The 26,128-nt window shown below is 51.0% G+C and carries 23 protein-coding genes; 14 read left to right on the forward strand and 9 right to left on the reverse strand.

All coding sequences use genetic code 11. The features are described from left to right. Positions 1 to 45 precede the first annotated feature (45 nt). Together BFW38_RS02450 and BFW38_RS02455 are read right to left on the reverse strand one after the other, a co-directional pair. Entirely contained in the window at positions 46 to 324 is a 279-nt protein-coding gene (locus BFW38_RS02450) for a helix-turn-helix domain-containing protein (RefSeq protein WP_068996960.1), read from the reverse strand. Next, complete coding sequence (locus BFW38_RS02455) at positions 317 to 640, reverse strand: type II toxin-antitoxin system RelE/ParE family toxin (protein WP_068996961.1); 324 nt, start codon at positions 638 to 640, stop codon at positions 317 to 319. Before BFW38_RS02455 ends, BFW38_RS02450 begins: the two co-directional genes overlap by 8 nt. A gap of 368 nt (positions 641 to 1,008) precedes the next feature. On the opposite strand from BFW38_RS02455, the gene BFW38_RS02460 reads away from it, so the two are divergent. The 7 genes from BFW38_RS02460 to BFW38_RS02495 all read left to right on the forward strand — a co-directional run bounded on the left by BFW38_RS02460 (position 1,009) and on the right by BFW38_RS02495 (position 7,896). Beyond that, on the forward strand, positions 1,009 to 1,365 hold the full coding sequence (locus BFW38_RS02460) for a nucleotide pyrophosphohydrolase (protein WP_068996962.1): 357 nt from the start codon (positions 1,009 to 1,011) through the stop codon (positions 1,363 to 1,365). Between the two features lie 625 nt (positions 1,366 to 1,990). After that, a complete protein-coding gene (locus BFW38_RS02470) occupies positions 1,991 to 2,206 on the forward strand; it encodes a hypothetical protein (protein ID WP_068996964.1) in 216 nt (71 codons plus the stop codon). 96 nt (positions 2,207 to 2,302) lie between these two features. Further along, entirely contained in the window at positions 2,303 to 4,174 is a 1,872-nt protein-coding gene (locus BFW38_RS02475) for a KAP family P-loop NTPase fold protein (protein WP_068996965.1), read from the forward strand. 312 nt (positions 4,175 to 4,486) lie between these two features. Then, positions 4,487 to 5,041, forward strand: a complete 555-nt coding sequence (qatB, locus tag BFW38_RS18025; protein WP_342668858.1) for a Qat anti-phage system associated protein QatB — start codon at positions 4,487 to 4,489, stop codon at positions 5,039 to 5,041. After that, complete coding sequence (gene qatC / locus BFW38_RS02485; protein ID WP_245686048.1) at positions 5,038 to 6,294, forward strand: Qat anti-phage system QueC-like protein QatC; 1,257 nt, start codon at positions 5,038 to 5,040, stop codon at positions 6,292 to 6,294. Before qatB ends, qatC begins: the two co-directional genes overlap by 4 nt. Further along, positions 6,294 to 7,043 (forward strand): Qat anti-phage system TatD family nuclease QatD, encoded by a 750-nt coding sequence (gene qatD, locus BFW38_RS02490; protein ID WP_068996968.1) that lies wholly within the window; start codon positions 6,294 to 6,296, stop codon positions 7,041 to 7,043. The genes qatC and qatD overlap by 1 nt, the downstream gene beginning before the upstream one ends. A gap of 496 nt (positions 7,044 to 7,539) precedes the next feature. After that, on the forward strand, positions 7,540 to 7,896 hold the full coding sequence (locus BFW38_RS02495; RefSeq protein ID WP_068996969.1) for a nucleotide pyrophosphohydrolase: 357 nt from the start codon (positions 7,540 to 7,542) through the stop codon (positions 7,894 to 7,896). A 143-nt stretch (positions 7,897 to 8,039) separates the two neighbouring features. On the opposite strand, the gene BFW38_RS02500 is transcribed toward BFW38_RS02495, so the two are convergent. The 3 genes from BFW38_RS02500 to BFW38_RS02510 form a co-directional block, all read right to left on the reverse strand. After that, the gene (locus tag BFW38_RS02500; protein WP_068996970.1) at positions 8,040 to 10,019 is read right to left on the reverse strand and encodes a tripartite tricarboxylate transporter permease; all 1,980 of its coding nucleotides are present in this window, start codon (positions 10,017 to 10,019) and stop codon (positions 8,040 to 8,042) included. A 179-nt stretch (positions 10,020 to 10,198) separates the two neighbouring features. Further along, entirely contained in the window at positions 10,199 to 11,374 is a 1,176-nt protein-coding gene (locus BFW38_RS02505; RefSeq protein ID WP_245686049.1) for a type 2 periplasmic-binding domain-containing protein, read from the reverse strand. Positions 11,375 to 11,486: 112 nt separating this feature from the next. Then, positions 11,487 to 12,653 carry a 4-oxalomesaconate tautomerase gene (locus BFW38_RS02510; RefSeq protein WP_068996971.1) on the reverse strand — a complete coding sequence of 389 codons (1,167 nt, stop codon included), beginning with the start codon at positions 12,651 to 12,653 and terminating at the stop codon, positions 11,487 to 11,489. A 134-nt stretch (positions 12,654 to 12,787) separates the two neighbouring features. Between BFW38_RS02510 and BFW38_RS02515 the strand changes: the two genes are divergently transcribed. Then, positions 12,788 to 13,678, forward strand: coding sequence for a LysR family transcriptional regulator (locus tag BFW38_RS02515; protein ID WP_068996972.1), 891 nt, complete (start codon positions 12,788 to 12,790; stop codon positions 13,676 to 13,678). Between the two features lie 93 nt (positions 13,679 to 13,771). Here BFW38_RS02515 and BFW38_RS02520 read toward each other — a convergent pair whose 3' ends face one another. Further along, on the reverse strand, positions 13,772 to 15,157 hold the full coding sequence (locus BFW38_RS02520; protein ID WP_084004408.1) for a D-serine ammonia-lyase: 1,386 nt from the start codon (positions 15,155 to 15,157) through the stop codon (positions 13,772 to 13,774). Positions 15,158 to 15,628: 471 nt separating this feature from the next. Between BFW38_RS02520 and BFW38_RS02525 the strand changes: the two genes are divergently transcribed. Beyond that, positions 15,629 to 16,408 (forward strand): class I SAM-dependent methyltransferase, encoded by a 780-nt coding sequence (locus BFW38_RS02525; protein WP_068996973.1) that lies wholly within the window; start codon positions 15,629 to 15,631, stop codon positions 16,406 to 16,408. A gap of 54 nt (positions 16,409 to 16,462) precedes the next feature. Here the strand turns inward: BFW38_RS02525 and BFW38_RS17585 are convergent, their stop codons facing one another. Beyond that, positions 16,463 to 16,660 carry an aldehyde dehydrogenase family protein gene (locus BFW38_RS17585; protein ID WP_084004409.1) on the reverse strand — a complete coding sequence of 66 codons (198 nt, stop codon included), beginning with the start codon at positions 16,658 to 16,660 and terminating at the stop codon, positions 16,463 to 16,465. An 824-nt stretch (positions 16,661 to 17,484) separates the two neighbouring features. On the opposite strand from BFW38_RS17585, the gene BFW38_RS02530 reads away from it, so the two are divergent. Then, entirely contained in the window at positions 17,485 to 18,405 is a 921-nt protein-coding gene (locus BFW38_RS02530; protein ID WP_068996974.1) for a sugar ABC transporter substrate-binding protein, read from the forward strand. Between the two features lie 78 nt (positions 18,406 to 18,483). Continuing rightward, entirely contained in the window at positions 18,484 to 20,472 is a 1,989-nt protein-coding gene (locus BFW38_RS02535) for a methyl-accepting chemotaxis protein (protein WP_068996975.1), read from the forward strand. A 148-nt stretch (positions 20,473 to 20,620) separates the two neighbouring features. On the opposite strand, the gene BFW38_RS02540 is transcribed toward BFW38_RS02535, so the two are convergent. Continuing rightward, positions 20,621 to 21,355 (reverse strand): GntR family transcriptional regulator, encoded by a 735-nt coding sequence (locus BFW38_RS02540; RefSeq protein ID WP_068996976.1) that lies wholly within the window; start codon positions 21,353 to 21,355, stop codon positions 20,621 to 20,623. A 465-nt stretch (positions 21,356 to 21,820) separates the two neighbouring features. Here BFW38_RS02540 and BFW38_RS02545 point away from each other — a divergent pair, with 465 nt between their 5' ends. Next, entirely contained in the window at positions 21,821 to 22,636 is an 816-nt protein-coding gene (locus BFW38_RS02545) for an amidohydrolase family protein (protein WP_068996977.1), read from the forward strand. A gap of 23 nt (positions 22,637 to 22,659) precedes the next feature. Beyond that, on the forward strand, positions 22,660 to 23,961 hold the full coding sequence (locus BFW38_RS02550; RefSeq protein WP_068996978.1) for an SLC13 family permease: 1,302 nt from the start codon (positions 22,660 to 22,662) through the stop codon (positions 23,959 to 23,961). Positions 23,962 to 24,063: 102 nt separating this feature from the next. On the opposite strand, the gene queC is transcribed toward BFW38_RS02550, so the two are convergent. Beyond that, positions 24,064 to 24,738, reverse strand: coding sequence for a 7-cyano-7-deazaguanine synthase QueC (queC, locus tag BFW38_RS02555; RefSeq protein WP_068996979.1), 675 nt, complete (start codon positions 24,736 to 24,738; stop codon positions 24,064 to 24,066). A 326-nt stretch (positions 24,739 to 25,064) separates the two neighbouring features. On the opposite strand from queC, the gene nadA reads away from it, so the two are divergent. Beyond that, positions 25,065 to 26,114 carry a quinolinate synthase NadA gene (nadA, locus tag BFW38_RS02560; RefSeq protein ID WP_425427872.1) on the forward strand — a complete coding sequence of 350 codons (1,050 nt, stop codon included), beginning with the start codon at positions 25,065 to 25,067 and terminating at the stop codon, positions 26,112 to 26,114. Positions 26,115 to 26,128: the final 14 nt, after the last annotated feature.

The following is a 26,128-nucleotide window of genomic DNA, read 5'->3' on the forward strand; positions in this document are numbered from 1 at the left end:
TCCATGCTGTTAACAGTCAAAACAGAGCGTTGTAGCTCAGCTCTGTTAAGCGCCGTGAAAGTCTATAGAAAGCTCAAAGCCACAGGCATGGGCATACCTTTTCAGCGTTCCCCAGCTCGGGTTGGTTCCCCCTTTCTCTAATCGACTGATGTTGCTTTTTTGAGTGCCCATGCGGCGAGCTAACTCATCCTGCGTGAGTCCTGCTGCTGTGCGCATTTTCAATAAGGTGTCGATGAACTCAAACTCTTCCGCTAACGCATCATATTCATGGCGTACTTCTGGATTCTGAAATGCGCGCTCTTTTAAATGTTGAAGTTTACTCATTGCCCACCTCTTTCATTCGTGTTTTTGCAAGATCTAAATCCTTCTTGGGCGTCTTCTGAGACTTCTTCACAAAGGCATGCAAAACGTAGATACGTTCACCTTTCATGTAGCAGAAAAATGCTCGACCAATGCCTTCCTTAGCTTTAGCACGGATCTCAAAAAGACCATCTCCCATAGGTATTGTATGAGGGGGTCCCAGGTTCGCACCATGAGCCTCCATTAATTCCAAAAGCCGAATCATTCTGGCCTGAATCCTCGGCGGCATCTCGGTAATGACATCCTCAACACCGCTATAGAAATCAATTATCCACGACATTCATCATCCTTGATTGTTATCATATGGGATAACTTTTAGCCCTGCAAGTTCCCATTGCTCCAAGTTCTCGTGACCTTATACCACGCTGCTTGGGCCAATTTTCCTATATGCAGAGCTGCGCTTCCATGAAAACCGAAAGCAGGGTGCAATTATGTGAGTTTATCCGCCCTCTGTTGGGTGGTTCGAAGTGCGAGTTTTGCTTTTGGGATCATGTTGCCTACTCAAAAATGACAATAGCGGTACACTCATCAGCTTGGAACCCTTAGACCACGTGACGCTAGAGTATGAGTGGTAATCGCATTAGTCTGGTGTTTGATCAATGGCGGCTGTGTTCATCAGCCTAACTCCTACCACCAAGTGAGTCTTTTATGTCTGACCCATTCAAGTCGCTTCACGATGCCATGAATCAATTTGCCGCCGAGCGCGACTGGGATCAATTCCATTCGCCCAAGAACCTTGCCATGGCGTTAACGGTCGAGGCGGCTGAACTTCAGGAGTGTTTCCAATGGTTGACTGAAGCGCAGGCTAAGGATTTAGACGAGCAGCAGCTGGCCGCCGTGCGTGATGAAATTGCCGATGTTCAACTGTATCTGATTCGGCTGGCGGGCAAACTGGAGGTGGATATCGAAGCCGCCTGCTGGGCCAAAATGAAGAAAAATGCGGACAAGTACCCGGCCGACCTTGTGAAAGGCAGTGCTAAAAAATACACGCATTATCAGGATTGAAGTGTTGCCGTAATGTTCACTTCTGACTTGAACCGCGACGGAAGTTCTGCTGCCAGTTTAACTTCTTCGTGGAAAATGGCCTGAAATGGCTGCTCTGTGATTGAAGTTAAACTAATGTGGTTTATTTTTTACTCTAAAACCGGAGCTTAAGGCCGTTTTTCGCCGTGAAAATAAACCATTTGCTGCATAAGATTCCGTATGGTGACGTCGTGACGACCCCGGGCTGGCACCGCACGGCGTCACCTCGGATCAGGCACACAAGCTTCACCAATGGTGCGGCGTGCCCTGGCGGTTTAACGGACTAAGTCGACTTCTCCTTATATCCTTTAAGCGCTAGGCTGTTACGCATAATTACGCCACACGCAGGGGATGACATGGCGAACAGCAGGGAACAGTGGAACGTCACCAAGGTCGTGTCTGCCGGCGGCTGGGAGTGCGTCAGCTGGCTGGAATTGCCCCACTATCGCCTCACCAAGCTTGAAGAGGAACTACTTCTCCTGGAAGTGGCCGGGAAGGACACGACCTTACTTCGGTCAACGATGTCCGCTCTGGCAAGCCCCACGACCCCGAGAAGCTGCACTACGCCCACGGCATCGCCGACCGTATCGAATGCGACGAAGCGGTAATGGCCCAGGTGCGCCGCCACAGCGAAGACCAGATGATGCACGGCCTCCTCCCGAATAAGGTCATTGACGCCGTGCTTGATGCCCTCAGCGGCCACGAGAAGCTCAGCATGCCGCTGCTGGAGCGCGAGGTTTCGCTACAGATTCTAAAGATGCTGGTGGGTAGGTCTGGACAAAATGGAAGACAAATAAATGAGTTTTCCAATTTTGATTATTAAAGGCGCAGCTAAAAGAACTCATACCCAATTTCCCTTAATATTATATTTATAGTGACGAATGAAAGTACGTAGGGCATCTGATTACTAGGAGCTACCATGTGGCATGACAACGAGACAACAGTTGACTATGTCAACTTCAGGCTTGTAGCTAAAGCCTGCGCTGAGCTAATTCGAGAGACAGGGGAAGAGCCCATCTCCGTCGGCATATCTGGTGGTTGGGGGATGGGGAAGTCCTCTCTCGTTCGCATGGTTGCATCCGAACTAGCATCTGACCAAGCAGCCGACAGCAAATCTAGTAAATTGAATGGCCAGAAGTATATAGTTATTACATTCAATCCTTGGCTCTATCAAGGATTTGAAGATGCCCGCACAGCGCTTCTGCAAACTGTAGGAGATGCTGTTCTCAAGCAGGCAGAGCAAGACGAAAAGTTGTTGGACAAGGCGAATTCGCTCGTTAAACGAATTAATCTCCTACGCTTGGCTCAGCTTGGCGGAGAAGTGGCTGCAACGATTCTCACTGGTGTTCCGGTTGGTTTAATTGGCAAAGTGGTGGACACAGGATCTGAGGCATGGAGAAGCCAGTCTGTTCAAGATGGTGTTTCGGCTGCGAGAGAGATACCTGGTGCCACGAAAGGCCTTTTAAACGAAGCTGAGCCCACATCGTTGCCCAAGGAAATCCAATCCTTTAGGGATGCGCTAGAGAATCTCCTTGAAGAGCTAGATATCACTTTGGTCGTCTTTGTCGACGACCTTGATAGATGCCTGCCAAAAACAGCGATTTCCACTCTAGAAGCGATTCGACTGCTGCTATTTCTGCGAAGAAGTGCCTTTGTTATCGCAGCGGACGATGTTTTCATTCGAGGTGCCGTACGTGTGCACTTTGCAGGTACTGGTCTTGATGATGACATTGTAACTAGCTACTTCGATAAATTGATTCAAGTGCCTTTACGTGTGCCGAGGCTGGGGCCTAATGAGACCAAAGCCTATACGGCATTACTATTCCTTGAGCGTGCCTATCGAAATGATCAACTGGACTCTGAGAGTTTTGATATTGCGAAAGAAAAAGTCGAAGCGAGGTTAAGAGAGACTTGGACTGGGAAGTCTGTAGATTTGACATTCTTGGAAAGCTTAGTTCCAAAGGAAAACACAGATCTGGTTGGACTTATGGGGTTGGCAGAGAGGCTGGCCCCCCTGTTATTTAGTGCTAGTTCAGTTCAAGCTAATCCGAGGTTGGTTAAACGCTTCCTCAATACGGTTTTTCTTAGAAAGGTGCTTGCTAGACCTCAAAATATCGACGTGGATATTCAGGTTTTATCTAAATGGCACCTGCTAGAGCGATGTGATGAAACAATTGCTAATGCCATTGCCGAGAAGGTATCTGCAACGAACGAAGGGAAGGTCGAAATTCTTCGTGAAGCGGAGGAAGCTGCAAAAGATCCAGAAAGTGAACTTCCTAAACTTTTTGGGGACAAGGCTTTTACTCGTGAGTGGCTCACGCTTGAGCCGCTTTTGGGTGACATGGACTTGCGGCCGATACTGCATCTTAGTCGTGACAGTACCATTAGAGACTTCGGTGCAGATGACCTTGATAAAGCCGGAAAGGCATTGCGTGATTCGCTAATTTCCGCTCGAACATCGAATGAAGCGTTGAGGCAGCAAATCCAACAAGCTGGAGAAGTCCAGTCTGGGCTCGCCATGGCACGTGCATGGGAAGCCAAGAGATATAGTCGATCCTGGCAGAAGCATGAAGAAGTTCTTATGCTGATCGAGGTTTGTCGAATTCATTCCAGTGTGGGATCACGGGCAGCGGCATTAATCAGCCAAGCTCCTGTCGCTCATCTCGCGCCAGGCCTTGTATCTGCGCTAACTGAGTGTGCTTGGGCGAAGGAGGTTTTGGAAAAGTGGGTGAAGGATGGAGAGACACCCGCTCCCGTGAAGAGAGCGATCACGAATGCGAGGGAACAATAAATGGGTACATCTACCTCAAGCGCTGGTGCGGGTGCTGGTACATCATTTGACCCTCCATGGTTAGACGATGCCGGGGACAGCATTGATACTGGTTGCGCGGATACTCCCTTGAGCCCCAGCACAGACCCTAGTGATGATGCTGATGGAGATAAGAGCGAAGGGGATGATGAAAACCAAGCTACACCCCCAGCTGGATCGCCCATAGCTCCACCTGGGCGATATCAACAAGCTCGAGGAGCTTTGACGGGATTTATCCGGTCTGGTAGCGACTCTGACCTTCGCCGGGGGATTTCAAGCTTCGTTAAGAAGGGTATGGGAGGAGCTTCTAGAGCTGGGAGTCGCATGCGAACTAGCGCAATTGCGGCCTCTTCTTTGGGCGGGTTCTTGGCCACAGCCCGTGATGCTACAGATCCAAGCATCAATGCATGGGTTGATTCAATTAAGCAGCGCGGACTTTCTGCGAAGAATACCGCTCTCGAAGTTGTGCAGAGGTTGATTCCATCTGGAGGTAGTGTCGATGAAGAATCTGCAAAGCATGCCATGGATAATGCTATTGCACACCTTTATGAAATGGATCCGGCAACAGATATTTTTAACCTTACAGATGACCAGATCGCCAGTTTGATGGCGTACACAGTAGCTTTCGACGTTTATAACCGGGTCCAGCTTGAGCTGGGACGAGTCTTCGAGAAGCTTAAGTATGCTCCACAGCTTGTACAAAATCGTTTGGGGCAGGTGCTCGACTACATCATAGTAGTCGTCAATAGGTCTATGGAAAAAGTCCGCGCTGGCGGGGTGGAACGCCCCATGCGAGATATCGCAAATGCAGCGTTAAGAGATGCACTGACGGTGTTTGCTGAATCATGAAAATAATATGTTCTAGTGTTGATGAATTACCCACTTCATTGCCTCCACATGCACGCGCATTCACTTTCTTGGCTTCATCATCACAGCCAGAGGTTGGTCGAATCGCCCATGGCTGGGCCAAGAAATTAGAAAAAGCGGGCTACGCGCCTTCAGTCCCTGTTTGGGACTTTGTGCTTTTTTGCTTCGCTGTCTACGCAGCCGATATAGCTGTCCTTCGTAAGGAAAGCGAGGATGGATGGACACGACAAATTGAGCTTGAAATAACTCTTAACGACCCGAGCCCATGGGAAAGAAACCGAAAGATCGCAGAGAATATGCTGCGGGTACTAACGGGTGATTTCTGGGAGCTTCGATTCCGTGAAGGCGGCCCAACTCCACCAAGAGGCCAGCGTCGACTCTGCGACCGTGACTGTGTAGCACTTCTTTCCGGTGGTCTCGACAGCTTGGTAGGTGGCATTGATATTGTTGCGAGCGGGCGAAGGCCGATTTTTGTATCGCAGCTTGCTTTTGAGGATTCAGCTCGGCAAGTTAGCTACGCCAGAGCACTTGGTGGCGGCGACTGGCATCAGCAGTGGAGTCATCGTGTTGTATTTAAGGGAAAGAAAGAAACATCTACAAGAGCTCGTTCAATGGCCTTCTATGGCTTGGCTGTTCTTGCAACATCACTCCTTTCCAGCACACAGCCAGAGGTTCTAGTGCCAGAGAATGGTTTCATTAGCCTTAATCCGCCACTGCTACCTGGAAGGATGTCTAGCCTCAGCACTAGAACTACACACCCGTTGTTCATGCGAATGCTACAGGAGTTGCTCAAAGGTTTAGATATCGAAGCGCGGTTGCACATGCCCTATCGGTTCAAAACAAAAGGGGAAATGCTTCGAGAATGTTCCGATCAGGCAGCTCTCGAAAGGTATGCTTGTGACTCCACAAGCTGTGGCCGATTTCGGACTTACAACCGAATGCATTGCGGACGCTGCGTACCGTGTATGGTTAGAAAAGCTGCAATTCATCACTGGGGGCTTGCCGACACGACAAAATACAAGTTTTCATCTCTTTCCTCATCTGGCAAGACGAGCGCAGATGATCCCATGGCGGTAGCATGTGCGGTTCTTTCTGCTGAGCAGTCTGGCATTGACTCTTTTCTTGGGGCAACTCTTTCTTTTGCGCCTCTGGACGATCGTCAAAAATATCGACGTGTTATTGAGGAAGGGTTAAGAGAGCTCGCAGTGTTGCTTCGAAAAGATGGTGTGATCTAATGGATTTTCATTGTCATCTAGACCTTTATCCTAATGCCTTGCAAGTCTACGCTGAGGCATTGGGATCGGTCGAATTTGTTTGGTTAGTGACTACTAGTCCGAGAGCTTTCTCCGCTACCTCAAAGGTTCTTCCAGCGACAGAAAGTATATTTATATCCCCCGGCCTGCATCCAGAAGTTGCCGATAAGAAAGTTAATGAGCTAGATGTTTTACTTGCACAGATAGAAAGCTGTCCAGGCGTTGGAGAGATTGGCCTTGATGGTTCTCCACGTTATAGACAGTATAGAGATCTTCAGCGGCATATATTCCAATCGGTATTAAAACAATGCGTTGCGCTCGGAGGGCGCGTCCTAAGTATTCATTCTCGGGCAGCAGCGCGAGAAACATTAGATTATCTTGAGACATACCCTGGATTTGGTACAGCCGTTCTTCACTGGTTCACGGATTCCACATCACAGCTTTTGCGTGCCAAGGAGCTAGGATGCTGGTTCAGCATTGGTCCTGCGATGCTGCATTCTGCTAACGGTAAGAAACTTGCCGGATTGATGCCAATGGATCGGGTAGTGCCGGAAAGCGATGGACCTTTCGCCAAGGTACAGGGCTCACCTGTAATGCCATGGGAAGCGATCACCGTGTCCATAAAACTTGCCGAGATTTGGGGCATAACTCTTGAGAGCTCAGCAAGGATTCTGAGGACAAACGGCTTGCGCCTAGCAGGCCTTCTTAAACCTACGGCAGGCGTTGAATAAGCAGGTTGGTGAGTTGCTACTGTTAAGACGGTTTGGCCCCGTGTGAGTCACCCAGTCGCCGGATGGTGAGCTAAGCACAACCGAATCAGACGATGCAAAAGGTCTTTTTCTTGAGTTTAGCCAGCCCCTTGCGCGCCGGACAACTACACTGCGTAAAGGTACATCACCGGTACACACACCAGCTTCGTGTGATATCCTCATCTTTCGCTAACCTACTGATTCCAAAGAATTGTACCTTTCGCTCGATTACGGTTGCTTTTCTTTGTCAATCAGTAACTTATTGTTTTAAAAGCTAACTCATAATCCCTTGGTCGTAGGTTCAAGTCCTACTGGGCCCACCATTTTCTCGTACCCTCCTCGTTCTACTGCCTCTCCCCATAGCCTGTTATGATCCTATCCTTGATGATGGGGCTGCCTTGTATGCCATCGTGTTCGTAAAACTGGCTTTTTCTCCATGAGAGATGATTACTTTCCTCTCCAACTAAGTGAGTCTTTTATGTCTGACCCATTCAAGTCGCTTCACGATGCCATGAATCAGTTCGCCGCCGAGCGGGATTGGGATCAATTTCATTCGCCCAAGAATCTGGCCATGGCGTTAACAGTGGAGGCCGCTGAGTTACAGGAGTGCTTCCAATGGTTGACTGAAGCGCAGGCTAAGGATTTAGACGAGCAGCAGCTGGCCGCTGTGCGTGATGAAATTGCCGATGTTCAGCTCTATCTGGTCCGCTTGGCGGGTAAGTTGGGCGTGGATATCGAAGCGGCATGCTGGGCGAAGATGGAGAAAAATGTAGCGAAGTATCCAGCCGATAAAGTCCGAGGCAGTGCGAAAAAATATACGCATTATCAGGATTGACGTGATGGGGGCCGTTTAGCCCTTTGCAGCAGCCTTTCTAGCCTTGTCTTGCAGTTGGTATTGAGTATCCCTCCGGATGGTGAAAGCACTCAGAATATACGCCCTGCTGAAAGCTCAGCAGGGCGTATATTTTTTCCTTTTCCTTAACGCAAGGAAATCATCGGCAGTACCACATCATCCAGCAGGCCCGTTGGATAATGCAAATTCATGACCGATTGCATGCCCAGCAAGAAGACGGCAACGCCGAGTGTGAAGAGCCCAGCGAACTTCGCTGACTTCCGCGCGATGAACAGTTGGAAGCCAAGGCAGAATAACAGTGCTGTGGTGACGAAGCCTTGGAGTGCGCTGACACCGATGAGTATAAAGAAGCCCAACATCACGCCGAGTGCTTTGAATGTGGGTTGCTGGACGCGAATCATGCCACGGCGCCAGCCATTAAAGATGACCGCGATCACAGACACTAACGTGATAAATGCGGCCAGTGTCGGAAAGGCTTTACCTAATGGCATCAGATCTCGGACATCATAAAGTGCCCACAGGCTCACAACGGCCATCATCGTTAACAGTAAGGCATCGATGCCTCCAAAGCCGCGTGACGCGAGCACATCTTCTTGCGGGGACGGAGCGGCTTCGATGGCATCATGGGTTTGATCCCGGCGTATGATCGCCTTGCGGATGACCGGTAGGAAGAAAGCCAGCAGTATCAGGCCAAGTATGATCAGTACACCTGGGCGTAGGAATGCTTCAGCACCATGGAACTGCATGCTTTGGTAGAAGTAGTTTTCTGCGCCTGGAGCCAGTACAAATCCGATCAGGAACGCTGGGCGGGACCAGCCTGCACTCTTGAACAAGACCCCGATCATACCGATCATACCGAGTGCCACCCAATCCCCGAGTGAGCGACTGGCCTGATAGGCTGCGAACAGGATTAGAATCGTGATGGCGGGTGCCAGTATGGCGAAGGGCACTCGGGTCAGTTGTGCGACAGGGCGTGCCAATACCAAGCACAGGCCTGCTCCCAGGATATTGGCCAGTGCCAGCGACCAGATAATGGTGTAGGTCATATCGAGATGGGTGGTGATCATCGACACGCCTGGCTCCAGCCCCAGAAGCAGTAAGCCCCCTAGGAATACGGCGGCAGTCCCTGAGCCCGGCACCCCAAACAGCAAGGTCGGTACCATAGCGCCACAGGCGCAGGCATTGTTGGCTGATTCTGGCGCGATAACGCCTCGAATATCACCTTTACCGAATTGGCTCGGATCTTTGGCGCTCTTGAGCGCAAAGCCGTAGGTAATCCAGTCGACGACAGAGCCCGCTAGGCCGGGAATGGTGCCGACCAGGCTGCCAATCCCGGCACAGCGGGCAACCAGCCATTTGTTCTTGAAGACATCCTTGATGCCCGTCGACCAGCCCTTGCCGAGATGGGCATGGCCATCTTTGGCGATGCTGCCACGGCTCAGTAGCAGTTCAACGATTTCCGGCAGGGCAAAGATGCCAAGGCCTACGACGATCAGTGGTATGCCATCATATAGATAGTCGATATCCAGGTTCATGCGGTATTCGCCCGTTGCCGGAGCCGCGCCGATGGCGCCGACTAGAAGGCCAAGACCGCAGGCCGCGGTGCCCTTGAACAGGTTTCCGCCGGACAGAACGGCGACCATGGTCAGCCCGAGTAGCGTCAGCACGAATAGCTCTGCTGATGAGAAGGCCAGGACTAAAGGGCGGGCGATGAGAATAAAACCGGTCAGAATGATGGCACCGATGACACCACCACAAAGAGAAGAAAGGAACGCACTGGTCAGCGCGCGCGCGGCCTGACCTTTTCTAGCCAGGGGAAAGCCATCCAGCACTGTCGCTTGCGAGGCGCTGGAGCCGGGGATACCCATCAGTACCGAAGCGAAGGTATCCCCTGTCGGGATGACCGCCACAAGGCCCATCAGCATGCCCAGTGCGTACCCGGGATCAAGACCATAGAGAAAGGGCAGGAGTAATGCCATACCCGCTATGCCACCCAGGCCTGGGATAATACCGACCAGCAGGCCGGTGAAGATGCCGACGATCATAAACAGCAGATGCGTCAGCGTGAAAACGTGTCCTAGACTGGACAGAAGAGTGTCGATCATCGGGGTACTTAACCTCTTATTCTTATCGGAGCCTAGGTGCTCTCAATGGCTTAACCGGGCCACTGCCCGGCCCGGTCATCCTATTGCGAGAGCGCCCCTTTGAACCCGGCTTCGCTGGCATTGATTCAAGCCTGTGGCTATAAGGTGCGAGCAGGCCTACGTTTTAACGTGACTGAGCTTTAGCGTGACTGCAGGCGGATATGATGGCGCTCCATCAACCACTGCTTAACCCATTCATGTTGGGTTTCGCTCAACTGCATGGCGCTCTGCAAATGTGCTGCTGCTTTTTGACCGACCATCAGCTTGTAAGGCCCGATTTTCTGTTCAGCTTCTTTGAGAAAGGCGGGGTCATCGGCCAGTGTGCGGGCAGCTTGACGGTATTGCTCCAACAGTTGGGGATCGACATCCTTAGGCACTAGCAGCATTTTTTGCATGGCGTAACCTGAGGCGAAGAACTTATGGAAAATCTGATACGCCTCGTCATTACGCGAGTGGCCGGACTGAGCCAGGTAGAGTTCTGAGAAGGTCGGCAAGTCAGGGAAGGAAGGATCGCGCTCAATATGGCCGTCCTCATTCATCATGCCGAGACTGAACAAGGGCACGGCTTGCCCGGCCTCGATCAATGGCGTGACATTGCTCTTGTAGGCCGAGGTGGTTTGGAAGTCGAGGGCGACTTCACCACGTTCAAAGGCAAGGCGTCCCTCACCACGACTTTTCATGCCAAATACTGGGCTGATCTTGAAACCGAGCATATCAAAGGCCATCAATACCGGCATTTCAAGCCCGGTCGGGGTTTGGCCTGCAAACTTCACTTCTTCTGATGCGAGTTTTTTCAGCACGCTATCGCTATCTTGTCCCAGTGAACTTGAGGCATAGACGACGCCACCTGTCGGTGCGGCTAAGATCAGCTCCCAGTCGGCATAGTGGTAGCGTACTCGGCGATCACGCAGCATCGCCGGATACTGGGTCGAAGCCGAAGTGACGATCATCTCATCGCCGTCGGCGTCAGCGCGCTTACTGAAGAGGTTAACGCCAGTGATTGAACCGCCGCCGGGCACATTATCGATGACCACCGTTGGTTGGCCGGGTAGGTCTTGGGTCACCCAGTTGGACATGAAGCGTGCCCAAACATCGGTACCGCCACCCACACCGAAAGGGACGGTCCAGGTCAATGTATCGGGCACTTCCACATTAGCGTGAGCGACGGAAGAAAGCGGCAGCACGCCCATGACAGGTAATAAACAGGCGAGTACGGTCTTAAGTGAATGCTTGAGACTCATACGCTTGAAGCTCGTGCACTTGACATTCCGGTGCTTGAGATTCCGGTGCTTGGAAAGCCCTAAGGTATTAGACATGATCTGACTCCTGATTGTTGTTGTAGGTGTTATCATCCAGTGGCACTGTTTACATGCTTGGACAGGCCATTAAGTTGTTATTTAATTCAGTCGTTATTCAATCGATCTAAAATCAATCCACTGCACACTTTTTCGAGTAATGAACGGTGGCTGATGATGGTGCTAGGGTATGTTCCGGCATTGCCAGCGAACTGGGAAGGTCGACGAAGACCTCACCGCTCATAATTTTGCGTGCTGTGCGTAGAAGCGAGACACGGCTGGGCGTCATGGGGTCGTTATTGGCATGCTCGACCTCGACATCCAGGAAACCGGCGGGATGCTCTAGTTGTACCTGCGTGGCGAGCGCTCCTGGTGCCAAGACGCCTGCCTCCACGGCCACACGCTGGGCCAAGCTGCCTTCAATACTGGTGGCAACAGCCAGTGTGATGGCACCGGTAACGGCCAATGCCGCGTGACAGCGATGAGGTACAAAGTAACGCGTACATAAGGTGCCGCTTTCTGTGCGCGGCGCAGACAGGATGACGGGCTTGGGCAGTACCGAGCCGCTGACATCCCCCATCCCCATCAATTTGCCCGCTTTCAGACGAATCTGCTCAAGACGTGCCATGGCTTCCAGGTTGGCATCCATCTCTTCGGGCTTTTCATTGCCCGCCCAGCCCAGACTAGCGCCTTCGATCAGTACGACTGGCGTAGCAGAATCAAGACATGTGACCTCCACGCCATCAATAACATCAATGACCTGACCGGTCGGCAGCAGTTTTCCCGTCTTAGCCCCCACTGCGCCGAGAAAGCCCAGTTTGATGGCACTGCCGGCACCAGGGACGCCACTGATATGGGTATCGCCTTGGTAAACGACTTGGCCATTGGGGGTCGGCACTAGGCTATCAATCAAAGTGCGCGTATTGAGGTTGTGAATTCTTAGGTGAGTGAGATCGCCATTGGCTGCAATCATGCCACTCTCGATGGCATAAGGGCCGACCGCGGCCAGCATGTTGCCGCAATTGGGAGAAAAGTCGACCTGATCACCTTCAATGCCCACCTGGGCGAATAGATAGTCGACATCGGCCTCCGGGTGAGTGGAGGGGCCGACCAGTGCGACTTTACTGGTGAGCGAGTTGCCGCCGCCAATACCATCGATCTGTAGGACATGGCCTGAGCCCATGACTTTGCGTAGCACCTCGCGGCGTCCCTCTTGGTTGTCAGGTAGATGATCCAGCCTTAGGAAGGGGCCTCTAGAGGTACCGCCACGCAGGATCATACAAGGAAGTGAATGCATCATGTTGTTACGCGCTCCTCTTTGTTTGCGCCTTCATGAAGCATCCCAGTGGTTGATATATGCATCAAATGCAAATAAAAGCTAGAATATAACCGTTTTTCGCATTAATCCGAATAATGGATCAATAGGATTATTTTATGCATAGGTTGGAATTTCTCGATCTGTCGGTCTTTGTCGAAGTGGCTGATAATCACTCCTTCAACGAGGCCGCAGAACGGTTACATATCTCGCAACCGGCTTTGTCACGACGTATCCAGAAGCTGGAAGAAATTCTGGGGGCCAAAGTGATGGAGCGAACGACGAGAAGAAGTCGTTTGACGCCTGTTGGACGTGATTTCTTACCTAAAGCGCGCAAATTGCTCGAAGATTATGAATCTTCCTTGATGGGGGTGCGTGAGCTGGCTACCTATCGAAAGGGGGTTTTGACGATCGCCTGTCTGCCCACGGCGGCCTTTTATTTCTTGCCCAGTGTGGTGCGCGAATTCAACACCGCCTACCCTGGCATCCGGATTCGTATCCTGGATGTCAGTGCCAATGAAGGTGTCGAACGAGTGGTGTCTGGAGAGGCAGACTTTGGTATTAATATGGTCAGTGCCCATCATCCGGCGGTGGATTTCACCTCGATTTATCGTGATCCTTTCGTATTGGCATTGCGTCGAGATCATCCGCTTGCACAAAAACAGTGCATTGAGTGGGGCGATCTAGATGATGTGCGCCTGATTACCGTCTCTCGTGATAGCGGCAATAGGATTCTGCTCGATAATACTTTGTTGTCAGCTGGGCTTCATCTGGATGGTTTTTACGAGGTTCAGCATTTGTCGACTTCACTCGGCTTAGTTGAGAGTGGTCTGGGGGTTGCGATCCTGCCTTCGATGGCCATGCCAGGTGCAGAGCACGAGGTGCTCTGTCAGCGTGATTTACCCGAGCCGCGTATTGATCGAACCATTGGCTTGTTACGACGTCGAGGTGAACCCTTGTCGCCGATTGCAGAGTTATTTATCGAGATTCTGCTCAAGCGCTGGAACTGATATGAGCGCTCCCAGCTGGTGGCATAGTGGGAGCGCATGGGTTCTTTCTAATACCCTTCGCTTTTTGTGAGGTGATCGTGTGAAGCGATCAGGTCAGCGAGGGATGCCCCAAGCCGCTTTCAACGCTTTTTCCCCTAGCGCGTAATACTTAGCGCGTTCTTCTTCTGGCACCATGTTGCCCCCAGTGGCCCAGGCGAGGTGTGTGGCGTTAGCCAAGTGATCGGCTAAACCGATGGGGGCCAGTGTTTCGTGGCTCGCTTTCTGTAGCCAAGCAAAACCAGGTAGACCCGCCGCAGCTGAGGGTTCGATGGAGAGCGCTTCGGCGTCAGTCATCAATTTCACCAACGCATGCAAGGTGTCGTCGTTGACGGTGTAGAGACCATCGAGCAACGGCTCCATGACTGCCCCGACAAAGGCAGAAGGTCGACCGACCGCCAAGCCGTCGGCGCAGGTGAGGTTGTCCAGACCAATATCTTGCACACTGATGCCGTTGTGTAGGCCTGAGTACATGCCTAGCAGCATGCAGGGGGAGTGGGTGGGTTCAGCAAAGAAGCAGTGGACGGCATCGCCGAAGACATGCTTGAGGCCGAAGGCCACGCCACCAGGGCCGCCGCCAACGCCGCAGGGCAGGTAGACGATCAACGGGTGTTCAGCGTCGACGGTGATCTGCTGTGCGGCCAATTGTTGCTTCAGCCGTAGGGCCGCCACGCTGTAGCCGAGGAAAAGGGTTTTAGAGTCTTCGTCATCGACAAAGTGACAACCCGGTGTGGCTAAGGCTTCTTCGCGGCCTTGGGCGACGGCGACGCTGTAGTCAGAGGTATGCTCGACGACATTGACGCCTTTGGCGCGCAACATCGCCTTTTTCCATTCGCGGGCATCGGCGGACATATGCACCGTCACCTTAAAGCCGAGCTTGGCGCTCATGATACCAATGCTCAGACCCAGGTTACCGGTGGAACCCACCACAATACCGTGTTGGGCAAATAATGCCTTAAACGGTGCGCTATCAAAGCAGGTGTAGTCGATGCCTTCATGCAGCAGGCCGTGCGCTTCGGCCAGTTGCTCGGCGTATTGCAGCACTTCATAAATACCGCCGCGCGCTTTGATCGAGCCCGAAATGGGGAGGTGACTGTCGCATTTCATCAGCAGCTGAGACGGCGTTTCAGCGCCAAGCAGGTCGGCCACGGCGTTGGCGCCATCATCAATACGGATCAGTTTGGACTCAATCATGCCCGCCCGTTCGGCGGTTTCTGGAAATACGGCTTGGAAATAAGCCGCAAAGCGCTCCAGCCGAGCGCTGGCCTCTTCGATATCGGCAAAGCTTAGGGGCAACTGCGTTTTGACTGATTCAAAGGTTGTCACCTTTGGATTGATCCACAGACGCTCGCGGCAGTGTTGTAGATCGTCGAGCACCGGGTCATGCGCAGCGCTCGCTTGAGCGATCCAGTCGAGATGGTGCGGAGTGGGTCGGTTAGGCATGATCAATGAAGTCTCAGGCTGTGCATTAAAGTTGGGTCAATAGTCTATCAAGCGAAGCCGAGAAAGCCTTCTACTTGGCTGATCGGGCTGGCGTTTTTCAGGTCATCAAGGTTGACCTGTGGACGTTCCAGGGCCTCGTCGCCAACGAATAGGGTTTCCAGTTCACGGGCAAAGGCGAGAGTCTCTAAGTCACTGCCGCGGCGGCCGATGATTTGCTCATGGACAGAGCGCCTGCCTAGCGTAGTTGAGCAATCATGGGGTCATCCCCTTTCTTTAATTTATGTGTTAATCCATCTTCAACTATCTGACCGCGCGACATGACCAGTACAATAATGGGGCGCACTTTTGAAGTGCAGACGATGGCGGGCCGTACTTTGCCCAAGGGGTTGCAAAGTTTCTTGAAATCCTCTGCCAGACGCTATCTGAAGGCGGTCGCTAGGTGGGTGGACACATTTTGGATATGGAGAACTCATGGATTATTTAAGAATTAATAAGGACGCATGGGACCAGCGAACCCAAGTCCATCTGGATTCCAAGTTTTATGATGTGGCCTCTTTTAAAAAGGGGCGTTGCTCATTGAACCCCATCGAGCTTGAGCAAGTCGGGTCAGTCCAGGGTAAGTCGCTACTGCACTTACAGTGCCATTTTGGTCAAGACACCTTGTCTTGGGCGCGCCTGGGGGCCGATGTCACGGGGGTTGATTTGTCGGCTGATGCCATTCAGCAAGCCAATCTGTTAAAGCAGTCGCTACAGTTAAAAGCCGATTTTATTGAAAGTGATGTGATTGAGTTTGGTCGGCATAATAGACGACAGTTCGATATCGTTTTTACCTCATACGGTGTCTTGTCCTGGCTGCCGAACTTAGATGACTGGGCGCAAGTGATTGCTCAGTCATTAAAAGTAGGCGGTGAGTTTCATTTGGTTGAGTTTCACCCTTTGAGCGATTTACTTTCGGGGTATGGCTATTTCCCAAGTGGGCAGCCGGATATCGAAGAAGAAGGGACTTATACGGAAAACTGTGATGGTACGACCTCAACGACGGTGACTTGGTCGCATTCTCTTGGTGAAGTGATCAATGCGCTAACGGGTGCGGGGTTAAGCATTGCGTCTTTTTCCGAGTATCCCTATAGCCCGTATGACTGCTTTGAAGGCTTGGAGTTTGTGCCGGATAAAGGCTACCAGATGTTATATCGGGATCAGCAAGTCCCCTTGGTCTATTCAGTGAAAGCATGTAAAACGGCTTCAGCCTGAGGTGCGATCTCGGTGATATCCCTCCGGCCTGTTGCTTGGTCAGGGGGATTGGGGTCAGTGCTTGATCATGACATGACGGACACAGGTGTAATCTTCCAAGCCGTACATCGACATATCTTTTCCGTAGCCCGATTGTTTTTGCCCACCATGGGGCATTTCGCTCACGAGCATAAAGTGGGTGTTGACCCAAGTGCAGCCATATTGCAAGCGACTGGCTAAACGGTGGGCTCGACCGATGTCTGCGGTCCATATCGACGTCTAGAGTATCGTTTAGGTCCTGTACGGCTCTAGCCTTGATAATGTCGCCTTCTAAAAATCTGGGGTGATCGGTCATATCTTGCTGAACTGAGAGCCCCATCCCTTCAATGACCAAACTAGGGGCCGCTGCCGAAGTCGGGCCTAACTATTGGCGGTGACTATTCAGCGATCTCGTTTGACCATAACTGAGTCAGTTGATCATTGAAGAGATCGGTACGGGGGTCATGTCAAAGAAGGCTCAAAGTACCTGATAAATGAGACTGATTATAATGTTGAAGATCTTGAGTGTTATCAATAGCAAAAAACAGAAGATGTGAAGTAAGTTTGAGTGTCTTGTGACGAGAGGTTGATCGGATTTTTGAATGTTTAGCTATTCATTTTTGGGGTTGATGGTGTTTTTTGTTTTTTTCAAAATTAATTAATGAATTTATAATGTTGGTATTTTTCTACATGTTTATTCGTTTTGATGGCGAGTAGACGCGTCGTGTGGATGCCTGCTAATGACGCTTTAAGTGTGTTTTTTAGCTTCATGGCGAGACATTATTTTTTTAAATTAATAAAATAATGTTTTTGGATTCTGGTCGTTTTAGGTATATTAAATTAGATGCTGTGAAACGCTTGGCGGTTTTTTGGGTGACATGTTCAAGGTGGTTTTTTGATTTATATCAACCGTATTGTGTCGGTAAAATGATGAGTGTGCTGGCGTAAGTCAGCCTCATTAATCAGGGAAGATGACATGCTTTCATGGATCGCTTTGATGATGGTTGTGGCCCGAGATACTGAATGATTGGTCCAGGGATTCCATGAGGGTGAACTGAATGACAAGATGCCTCCCACTATGCGGCTTTTTTCTGCTGCTCACGTCTCTATCTATCCGTGCAGATGTTATCGCCTATAGCACTTCAGGACAGGACAGTTTTCTGAATCAATTGGCACAAGCCGTTGAGCTCAGAGTGTCTGAATATAGTGCTCATTCCTATGTGGAAAGTGCTGATCATGATCTGGAAGCACAAGTTGATCATATTCGTAAATTTACCCAAGCAGATGTTGATGCCATCATCCTGACCCCTGTCAGTGCTTCGCCTGATGCAGTGAAACAGCTATTGGACGCACGCGGAGATTCGGACATTCCTTTAGTGTTCTTAAATGTCATGCCTGATCAGCATTTAGTACCGGATGGCGTGGTTGTTGTCGGCTCTAATGAAGTGGAGTCTGGCACTATGGAAATGGAAACTTTGGCTGAGCTGGCCGATTATCAAGGCCAGGTGGCGATTCTAAAAGGACAGCCCGGCCATCCTGCTGCTGAGATACGCACACAAGATATTTATGACGTCGTTGATCGTTATGAAGGCATGAAAGTCAGTTTGAACGAAACGGCAAATTGGAGCCGTAATGAAGCCTTCAACATTGTCACGCGATGGCTAAAAGAAAGCCCCGATGACTTCAATATCATCGCGGCTAATAATGATGAAATGGCGCTGGGCGCCATTATGGCTTTAGAGAAAGCGGGTGTTGATCCTAATCGTTATTGGATCGGTGGTGTCGATGCGAGTCCCGGTGCATTGCGCGCCATGAAAGCGGGTATTTTGGATGTCACGATTTTGCAGGATGGTAACGCTCAAGCTCGAAGTGCTGTTGATGCGGCGTTTAGATTAATGGCCCAACACCCCGTGGCCTCACCAATATGGGTGCCGTTTAAGCGAGTGACGCCTGATCAGGTCGACCGTTATTTGGAATAGATCAAATCGCGAGACTTGATCGTAGATTTCTGTCGCGTTTTTTGTGGTCGTTTTATCGATTCTGCCGGGAGATTCATCATGCGCTTCACGCTTATTCAACGGATTTATCTTGGGTTTGGTTTATTGCTTATCGCCGTGATAGCGCTGGTCTTGACCAACCGTTACTCACTCAGTGTGATGAATACGCAGTTGCTCGGGATTACCGATCAGATGATGCCTGCAGAGCGTTTGGCTGCGGACGTTGAGAATTGGCTGCTGGAAGCTGATCTGGCCTTGAATAATGGGTTACGCAGCGATAAGTCACAAGACATTGATCGTCATCGGGAGACGATCAAACAGGCGCTGGAGCGAATCAAAGCGACTGCGGCGCAAGTTCCGCCCCAACTGTTGGTTGCAGATCCTGATCTTAAGCAACCCGTGCAGGCCATTCAAAAAGGCCGAGAAGCGTATGAGGTACTTTCAAACCGTTTGCTCAAACAGTATGAGCAGCAGCTGAAGGTGAATGAACAAGTCCGTCAGAATATCCGCCAAGTCAGTAAATTGGATCGGCAGTTGGATAAATATCTGACGAAATACGCTGAAGCGCGGGTGATCAATCCAGAACTTCATGTCACTTTAGTGACCCTTGCACGTAATGTGCAGAGGGCGCTCAATGCGTTTAACGATTATTTGGTCCGTCAGGATATTGATCAGCTGAATAAGCAGTTATCTGGCCAAGATGTGGTAATACAAGAGACGTTCGAACAATTGAAGCAGCAAGATCCTGACTTAGGGACGCTATTTTCGTTGATGATTCCGGATTTATCTCACCAGTTGTCTGCACCGGACGGGTTGCTCAATTTGTATCGCGAACAACGTCGTTTAAGTACGCAGCTGACAGATGATTATGTCCAGGCGAAAACACATGTGGACCAAATGATGGCGTCAGCCGATCAGTTCACCGCGGCGGTTGATCGTCAGGTACAGCAGACCTTGACCGATATTGAGCAAGCACAGTCGGCGAGTTTATTCATGTTGTTACTCGTCAGCGGGGTCGCCCTGGTGGTGACGCTCTTGATTGCCTGGCTGATTGCACGCTCTATTCGAGGCAGTATTAGCGCCTTTCGTGATCAACTGGTGTTGATGACAGAAGGTGATATGCGTGTACGATTTGAAACGAAAGGGCGTGATGAGTTCAGTGAGCTGGGAGGGTATCTCAATGGCTTAGCTGGGATGATGCAAAAGGCCTTGCTAGAGTTGCGTGAAATGGCGGATCAAGTTTCGAAGGCCTCTGAACGCAATGCCGGATTCAGCCAGAAAACTCGAGCGGGGGCCGAAACGCAGAGGGCACATTTAGATACCACCGCATCGGCGATGAATCAGATGGAGAGTGCTGTCCAGGAAATTGCCGGTCGTTGCCAAAGCACCATGGAGGCGGCAGATCAGGCCAAGGGACAAATGGGTGAAACCCGAAGCAGTATTGAAATCGCGATTGATAACGTACGCGAGATGGCGCGACAAGTGGCCCAAGCGGCGCAAAGTACTCATGAATTAGATGAGTATGGGCAGAAGATCAATAGTGTGATTGATACCATTCAGGGGGTCGCTGAACAGACCAATCTACTGGCATTGAATGCAGCGATTGAAGCCGCTCGGGCGGGGGATCAAGGACGAGGGTTTGCTGTGGTGGCGGATGAAGTGCGTCAATTGGCACAACGGACTCACTCTTCGACCAGCGAGATTCAGTCAACGATTGAACTGATGCAGACACTGATCAGTAAGGTGGTCGAGGTGATGACGGCCACTCAAGCACAAAGTGAAAGCAGTATTGAAGCGGCGACCACGGCTGAATCTGGGTTGGAAGCTATGAGCAACTCGATTACCGATATGGTCGAGATGAATGTTCAGATCGCCAGTGCGACTGAAGAGCAAAGTTATACGGCTAAAGAAATTACGGAAAGCGTGGTGTCGATCAGTCGTGCGGCTGATGAGAATGTTCAAGATGCCCAGGGCAATTCGGCTCTCGCTGATGAATTACGCCAAATGGCCGTTCGTCAGCGAGATCTAGTGGCGATGTTCAAGGTATAAAAAGGGTGACATGGCTGATACCAACCGCCCAGTAGTGAACTCTGGAATGAGTCAACACTGGGGGTTGGGATTTGTCGTGATGAGGTCTGGTTCATTGACCTGGTTTGACTAGGCCGCCGTCTTCAATGAGCCGTGATATCGGTGACCATCAGTTGATATCAATCTGATAACGGAATCCCTCGGTGGGGCCTTGCGCAATGCGATACTCTAGGGGTTTACGGTTATAGCCTCGTGCGATTCGCTCGACCCGTACAGTCGGTGTGCCCTCTGCCAGTTGCAGGCGCTCGGCCACTTCATCGTGTGCGGTGGAGATGCTGAGTGTTTCTTGAGCGGAGGCAATAATTTGCCCGCACTGAGCTTCATAGAAGGGGTAGAGAAGTGGGTCGAACTCATCAGGTTGCAATTCGGCCAGGCGATGGAAGGCTTTTGCCGGTAGCCAGATATCTTCATAAAAACGACGACCATTACGGATGGTGCGCAAACGCTTCAAATGAACGACCTTCTCATCCGCGTCCAGCTCCAGTGCGTGGCGTACCGTCGCGCTAGGTGCTGTAATCCTATTGGATAAAATATGACTCTCAGGAATGCCTTGTTCACCCGTGGCCGGTAACTGCCTAAAGAAGCGGAAAAATGAGGCGTCAAACTGAGGACGACGGACAAAAGTGCCTCGCCCTTGGTTACGTTCCAATAAGCCATCATTGACCAAGCAGTCAATGGCTTTGCGTACGGTGCCGACCGCAACGCCATAGTGTTGGGTTAATTCGGCTTCTGTGGGAATGGCTTCTCCAGGTTGCCACTCGCCAGAGGCTATCTTGGCGAGCCATTCATCGCTAAGTCGCTGATAGAGCGGGAGCCGACTATCAGATGATGATGTGATCTTCATGAAAAATGATCCCAAATTGTGCCAGCATTTATTTTACACCTATCGATTAAAGTATCTAGCTATCGACCAAAATCTTCATTGCTGACGACCCCTTTATTTATCGACTAAACGCTTCATTTATCGCATTGATTAACAGGTGATGACATTGCCATGGTGAGCTTTCAATGACGGAATGTCAGCCATCGATCAAGGCCTCACCGGGTTGGCCATCGCAGCAATGAAGAGTGCCTCTTACGTTTACGGCGTCTTTTAAGTTTATTGCCTCTAAGTTTATTGCCTCAAAATCTTAAACCTTAGTCTTATTTGCCTCTTCTGAGGGGTGCTGATCGTTGACAGCGTTAGAGGGGATCGATAATGTCATCTATTCATATAAATGAATAGATATATGGATATATGGATGTACGGATGAGCCGTTCGATCAGGCTCAATAACATGACAAACGATTGCGCAGTATGAGGAACCGCCATGACGATGGCTTCTATTACCGGTGTTGATACGCACGCCCATGTTTTTCATCGGCGTCTGCCCATGGTCTCAAAAAGGCGTTATACCCCAGACTATGACGCGACTGTTGAGCAATACCTCGCTCATCTCGATACACAAGGGTTATCCCATGGGGTATTGGTTCAACCGAGTTTTCTGGGGACCGACAATGGTTATATGTTGGAAGCCATTGCACAGCATCCTGATCGGCTGAAAGGGGTTGCGGTTGTTGATCCGAGTATTTCAGAGGCGGAGCTGGATCGATTTAAGAGTTTGGGTGTCGTCGGTTGTCGTTTGAACCTGGTGGGGCTGACCTTAGAGGATTATGCCGAGCCGCGTTGGCAACAGTTCTTCAAAGCGATGGCGGCACGCGACTTATCGTTGGAAATCCATCGTACCATGGTCGATTTTGACACTTTCTTGCCCGCTATGATGGACAGTGGCGTGTCGGTTGTTATCGATCACTTCGGTTTACCCGAAGGCGGTTTAAAGCTTGAACAGGCTGGGCATCGTTGTTTTCTGGATGCTCTGGGCAGTGGTCAATTATGGGTCAAATTATCAGCCCCCTATCGCGCACAGCTTGCGCCCGATCAGGCGCTCGCCATGCTTGCTCAGATGCGTGAGGCCTGTGGTGGTCTGCATCGTTTTTTATGGGGGAGTGATTGGCCACATACCCGCTTTGAAACTGAGGTTCATTATGATCAGCAGTGGGCACGGCTTGAAGCGTTATTGCCGGATCTGAGTGAGCGTCGCAAGGTGCTCGTCGATAACCCCGATGAACTGTTCCAGTTCACTTAATTGAGATCAGGGATGTACCAATTATGATGAGTTTAATCACTGTTATTGCGATTATTGCGGCGATTACGCTGGGATACCGCACCAAAATCAATATTGGCTTGTTTGCGATTGCGTTTGCTTATCTCATTGGTTGTTTTGTGATGGGATTATCGCCCAAAGCTGTTGTCAATATGTGGCCGCTCAAGCTGTTCTTTATTATTTTCTCAGTTTGCTTGTTTTATGGTTTTGCCATTGTGAATGGGACGCTGGAACGCTTGTCTGAGCATTTGTTATACCGCTGTCGCAACTTCCCTCATTTATTGCCTTATGCCATTTTTCTGACTTCAGCGCTGATTGCGGCTATGGGCGCCGGGTATTACACCGTATTGGCCTTTATGGCGCCTTTGACGCTGTTGCTGTGCCAGCGGACTGGCATGAGCTTGATCATTGGTGGTATGTCAGTGAACTACGGGGCTTTGGGCGGGGCTAACTTTATGTCCAGCCAGAGCGGGATTATTTTCCGGGGTCTGATGACCAATAATGGCATTGCTGAGCAAGCGGCATTTGTGAATAGTTTTGGTATTTTTGCCAGCACGATGTTGATTCCATTATTGGTGATTACCTTGTTTGTCTTTATGGGGAACCACCGTCAGTCCATGCAAAATGGCGGCTTTGCCATTGAAGCACCTCAGCCCTTTACTAAGCCGCAGCGTCAAACCTTAGGATTGACGTTATTGATGATGGTTGTTGTGTTGTTGCCCCCGATTGCTCATTTGGTTGCGCCCGATAATGAGATCATCGGTTTTATCGATTCGAAACTGCACATTGGGTTGATTGCCAGTGTCTTTTCGGTCATTGCCCTGCTGATGAAGTTGGCCGATGAACGTAAAGTGATGACCAGCTTGCCCTGGAATACCATCATCATGATCTGTGGTGTGGGGATGCTGATTTCAGTGGCCATCGAGGCCGGTACGATTGATCTGCTGGCGAGCTGGATGAAGGGCAATATTCCTGCAGTCTTTGTGCCTTTGGTGATTGGACTGGTGGCGGCGGCGATGTCCCTATTTGCCAGCACCTTGGGTGTGGTCACACCCGCGCTCTTCCCGATTGTGCCGTCATTGGCCAGCTCGCTGTCGATTGATCCGATGGTGATGTTCATTTGTATTGTCGTGGGTGCTCAAGCCACTTCGATTTCGCCTTTCTCTTCTGGCGGTAGTTTGATCCTCGGCTCTTGCCCGACGGATGAAGCACGTGCAGGGCTGTTTAATAAGCTGCTTTTCCGCGCCGCACCGATTGGTTTAGGGGCTGCTTTGTTATACAACCTGGCATTAACTTTCGTGATGTGAATGTGAGGTTAGGGGGAATCGAAAAACCGCCGGATCAATGCCGGCGGTTTTTTTATGAGTCAAGGGTCGTTTGATTGTGGTGATGAGGCAGCGGTATCAGCGTTACGCTTGATAAGCGATGGGGTCGGTAATGTGGCAAGCGGCAAAAGCCCCCAGGCGTTCGCGGCAGGCGCTGCATTGACCACAGGCTTTCGCCTCACCTTGGTAGCAGGTCCAGGTCTGACTATAGTCGAGCCCTAAGTCGAGCCCTCGACGTAAAATGCTGGCCTTGTCATCTAATAGGAAAGGCGCATGAATTTTGACCGGTTGCAGGTTCGCGATTTGGCTCACGCTGTTCATGGCTTCGACAAACTCAGGTCGGCAATCAGGATAAATCACGTGATCTCCCCCATGAGCGCCATAAAAGCAGATACCCGCTTCAATATTGACGGCATAACCCACCGCCAGTGAGAGCATAATCATATTGCGATTGGGGACGACCGTGGTGGCCAGGTTATCCGGGGCATAGTCGCCTTGGGGGACCTCAATGTCACCGGTTAATGCCGAATTATCAATCAGCGGTGTGATGCTGCGTAAATCAATAACCTGATGTTTCAGTTTCAAGGATTCACAAACGGCGCGCGCGCACTCCAACTCTTTGGCGTGGCGTTGGCCGTAATGAAATGAAACGGGATAAACATCATAACCTTCTGCCAAGGCCTGATGTAATACGGTAAAGGAATCCATTCCGCCGGAATAAATGACAACGGCTCGGGCGGGGGCGGGTTGAGTCGACATGGGGTCTCCTGACACAAATTCTGCGGTGCCGACGGGCGGCATCATACTCGCCATCTGCTTGTGAAGGCACTGAGATCGATTAACGTGCGTTACAAGGGGGAGCGATCAGGCCAAGCCTAGCAGAAGCGCCGCATAAGGGCATCTCTCAGAGCTGAAGCAGCGCTCAGTGCTGTGATACAATCAATCCTGATTCCGGCAGTTTCACTGCCTTTAAATGACCCAGTGGTTTTACTGCGGTGTGATACCTGATCCAATCTTGTTAGGTCTAATGTCGATTGGAAAACACCGGCCACGTGATACCACAATATTCAGCCAAAGCGTGCAAGATGATGACCAGTGTTTATGATCAGCTCCGTGTGCGCGAGCACTTGGCCAAGGCCAAGCCGGTCGCCACACTCTCTGAAGCCGAGTCTTCAGTGTATCGGGAGCGCATTAAAAAGCGGTTACAGGAGCGTAATGCGGTCTTGATTGCGCACTATTACACAGACCCCGAAATTCAGGCACTGGCGGAAGAAACGGGCGGCTTTATCGGGGATTCACTTGAAATGGCTCGTTTCGGAGCACGCCATGAGGCGCAAACGCTGGTGGTTGCTGGTGTGCGTTTCATGGGGGAAACAGCCAAGATTTTAAGCCCAGAAAAACGGGTGTTGATGCCGACTTTAGAGGCCACCTGCTCACTGGATGTGGGCTGCCCGGCCGATGAGTTTGCTGCCTTTTGTGACCAACATCCGGACCGTACCGTGGTGGTCTATGCCAATACTTCAGCGGCGGTGAAGGCACGCGCCGATTGGGTGGTGACCTCCAGTATTGCATTGGATGTGGTGCGTCACTTGAAAGATCAGGGGCAAAAAATTCTGTGGGCACCTGATAAGCACCTAGGGGATTATGTGCGTCGTGAAACCGGTGCCGATGTGCTGCTCTGGGATGGCGCTTGCATTGTGCACGAAGAGTTTAAGGCGAAAGGGGTTTTGGATCTGAAAAAGGTTCACCCCGGTGCGGCGGTGTTGGTGCACCCTGAATCTCCTCAAAGTATGGTCGAGGTGGCCGATGTCGTGGGGTCGACCAGTCAGTTATTGAAGGCGGCGCGCGAGTTGCCTAACGATACCTTCATTGTGGCCACTGATCGCGGTATTTTTTATAAAATGCAGCAGGAAAATCCACAGCGCCGCTTTATGGAAGCGCCGACTGCGGGGAATGGCGCAACCTGCCGTAGCTGTGCGCATTGCCCTTGGATGGCGATGAACAGCCTAGAGCGCATGTTACGTGTGCTAGATGACGAGCAGCCAAGCAATCCAGAAGAAATTCATGTCAGCCCGGACCTGATCGATCAAGCGCTCAAGCCACTGACCCGTATGCTGGAGTTTCCACGCCCCTAAGCTTTGTTTGGTCG

Origin of the sequence: Terasakiispira papahanaumokuakeensis (genome assembly GCF_001709345.1) — a bacterium.
Lineage (GTDB): Bacteria > Pseudomonadota > Gammaproteobacteria > Pseudomonadales > Halomonadaceae > Terasakiispira > Terasakiispira papahanaumokuakeensis.

What these genes read in the sequence shown, in the direction of transcription:
- BFW38_RS02515 (WP_068996972.1), top strand. Translation starts at nt 12,788, where the DNA reads ATGCATAGGTTGGAATTTCTCGATCTGTCGGTCTTTGTCGAAGTGGCT.
- BFW38_RS02470 (WP_068996964.1), top strand. Translation starts at nt 1,991, where the DNA reads ATGGCCCAGGTGCGCCGCCACAGCGAAGACCAGATGATGCACGGCCTC.
- BFW38_RS02510 (WP_068996971.1), bottom strand. Translation starts at nt 12,653, where the DNA reads ATGATGCATTCACTTCCTTGTATGATCCTGCGTGGCGGTACCTCTAGA.
- BFW38_RS02500 (WP_068996970.1), bottom strand. Translation starts at nt 10,019, where the DNA reads ATGATCGACACTCTTCTGTCCAGTCTAGGACACGTTTTCACGCTGACG.
- BFW38_RS02460 (WP_068996962.1), top strand. Translation starts at nt 1,009, where the DNA reads ATGTCTGACCCATTCAAGTCGCTTCACGATGCCATGAATCAATTTGCC.
- BFW38_RS02475 (WP_068996965.1), top strand. Translation starts at nt 2,303, where the DNA reads ATGTGGCATGACAACGAGACAACAGTTGACTATGTCAACTTCAGGCTT.
- queC (WP_068996979.1), bottom strand. Translation starts at nt 24,738, where the DNA reads ATGTCGACTCAACCCGCCCCCGCCCGAGCCGTTGTCATTTATTCCGGC.
- BFW38_RS02535 (WP_068996975.1), top strand. Translation starts at nt 18,484, where the DNA reads ATGCGCTTCACGCTTATTCAACGGATTTATCTTGGGTTTGGTTTATTG.
- BFW38_RS02545 (WP_068996977.1), top strand. Translation starts at nt 21,821, where the DNA reads ATGACGATGGCTTCTATTACCGGTGTTGATACGCACGCCCATGTTTTT.
- BFW38_RS02525 (WP_068996973.1), top strand. Translation starts at nt 15,629, where the DNA reads ATGGATTATTTAAGAATTAATAAGGACGCATGGGACCAGCGAACCCAA.
- BFW38_RS02550 (WP_068996978.1), top strand. Translation starts at nt 22,660, where the DNA reads ATGATGAGTTTAATCACTGTTATTGCGATTATTGCGGCGATTACGCTG.
- BFW38_RS02520 (WP_084004408.1), bottom strand. Translation starts at nt 15,157, where the DNA reads ATGCCTAACCGACCCACTCCGCACCATCTCGACTGGATCGCTCAAGCG.
- BFW38_RS02495 (WP_068996969.1), top strand. Translation starts at nt 7,540, where the DNA reads ATGTCTGACCCATTCAAGTCGCTTCACGATGCCATGAATCAGTTCGCC.
- BFW38_RS02540 (WP_068996976.1), bottom strand. Translation starts at nt 21,355, where the DNA reads ATGAAGATCACATCATCATCTGATAGTCGGCTCCCGCTCTATCAGCGA.
- BFW38_RS02530 (WP_068996974.1), top strand. Translation starts at nt 17,485, where the DNA reads ATGACAAGATGCCTCCCACTATGCGGCTTTTTTCTGCTGCTCACGTCT.
- nadA (WP_425427872.1), top strand. Translation starts at nt 25,065, where the DNA reads ATGATGACCAGTGTTTATGATCAGCTCCGTGTGCGCGAGCACTTGGCC.
- BFW38_RS02505 (WP_245686049.1), bottom strand. Translation starts at nt 11,374, where the DNA reads ATGTCTAATACCTTAGGGCTTTCCAAGCACCGGAATCTCAAGCACCGG.
- qatD (WP_068996968.1), top strand. Translation starts at nt 6,294, where the DNA reads ATGGATTTTCATTGTCATCTAGACCTTTATCCTAATGCCTTGCAAGTC.
- BFW38_RS02455 (WP_068996961.1), bottom strand. Translation starts at nt 640, where the DNA reads ATGTCGTGGATAATTGATTTCTATAGCGGTGTTGAGGATGTCATTACC.
- BFW38_RS02450 (WP_068996960.1), bottom strand. Translation starts at nt 324, where the DNA reads ATGAGTAAACTTCAACATTTAAAAGAGCGCGCATTTCAGAATCCAGAA.
- qatB (WP_342668858.1), top strand. Translation starts at nt 4,487, where the DNA reads ATGGGAGGAGCTTCTAGAGCTGGGAGTCGCATGCGAACTAGCGCAATT.
- qatC (WP_245686048.1), top strand. Translation starts at nt 5,038, where the DNA reads ATGAAAATAATATGTTCTAGTGTTGATGAATTACCCACTTCATTGCCT.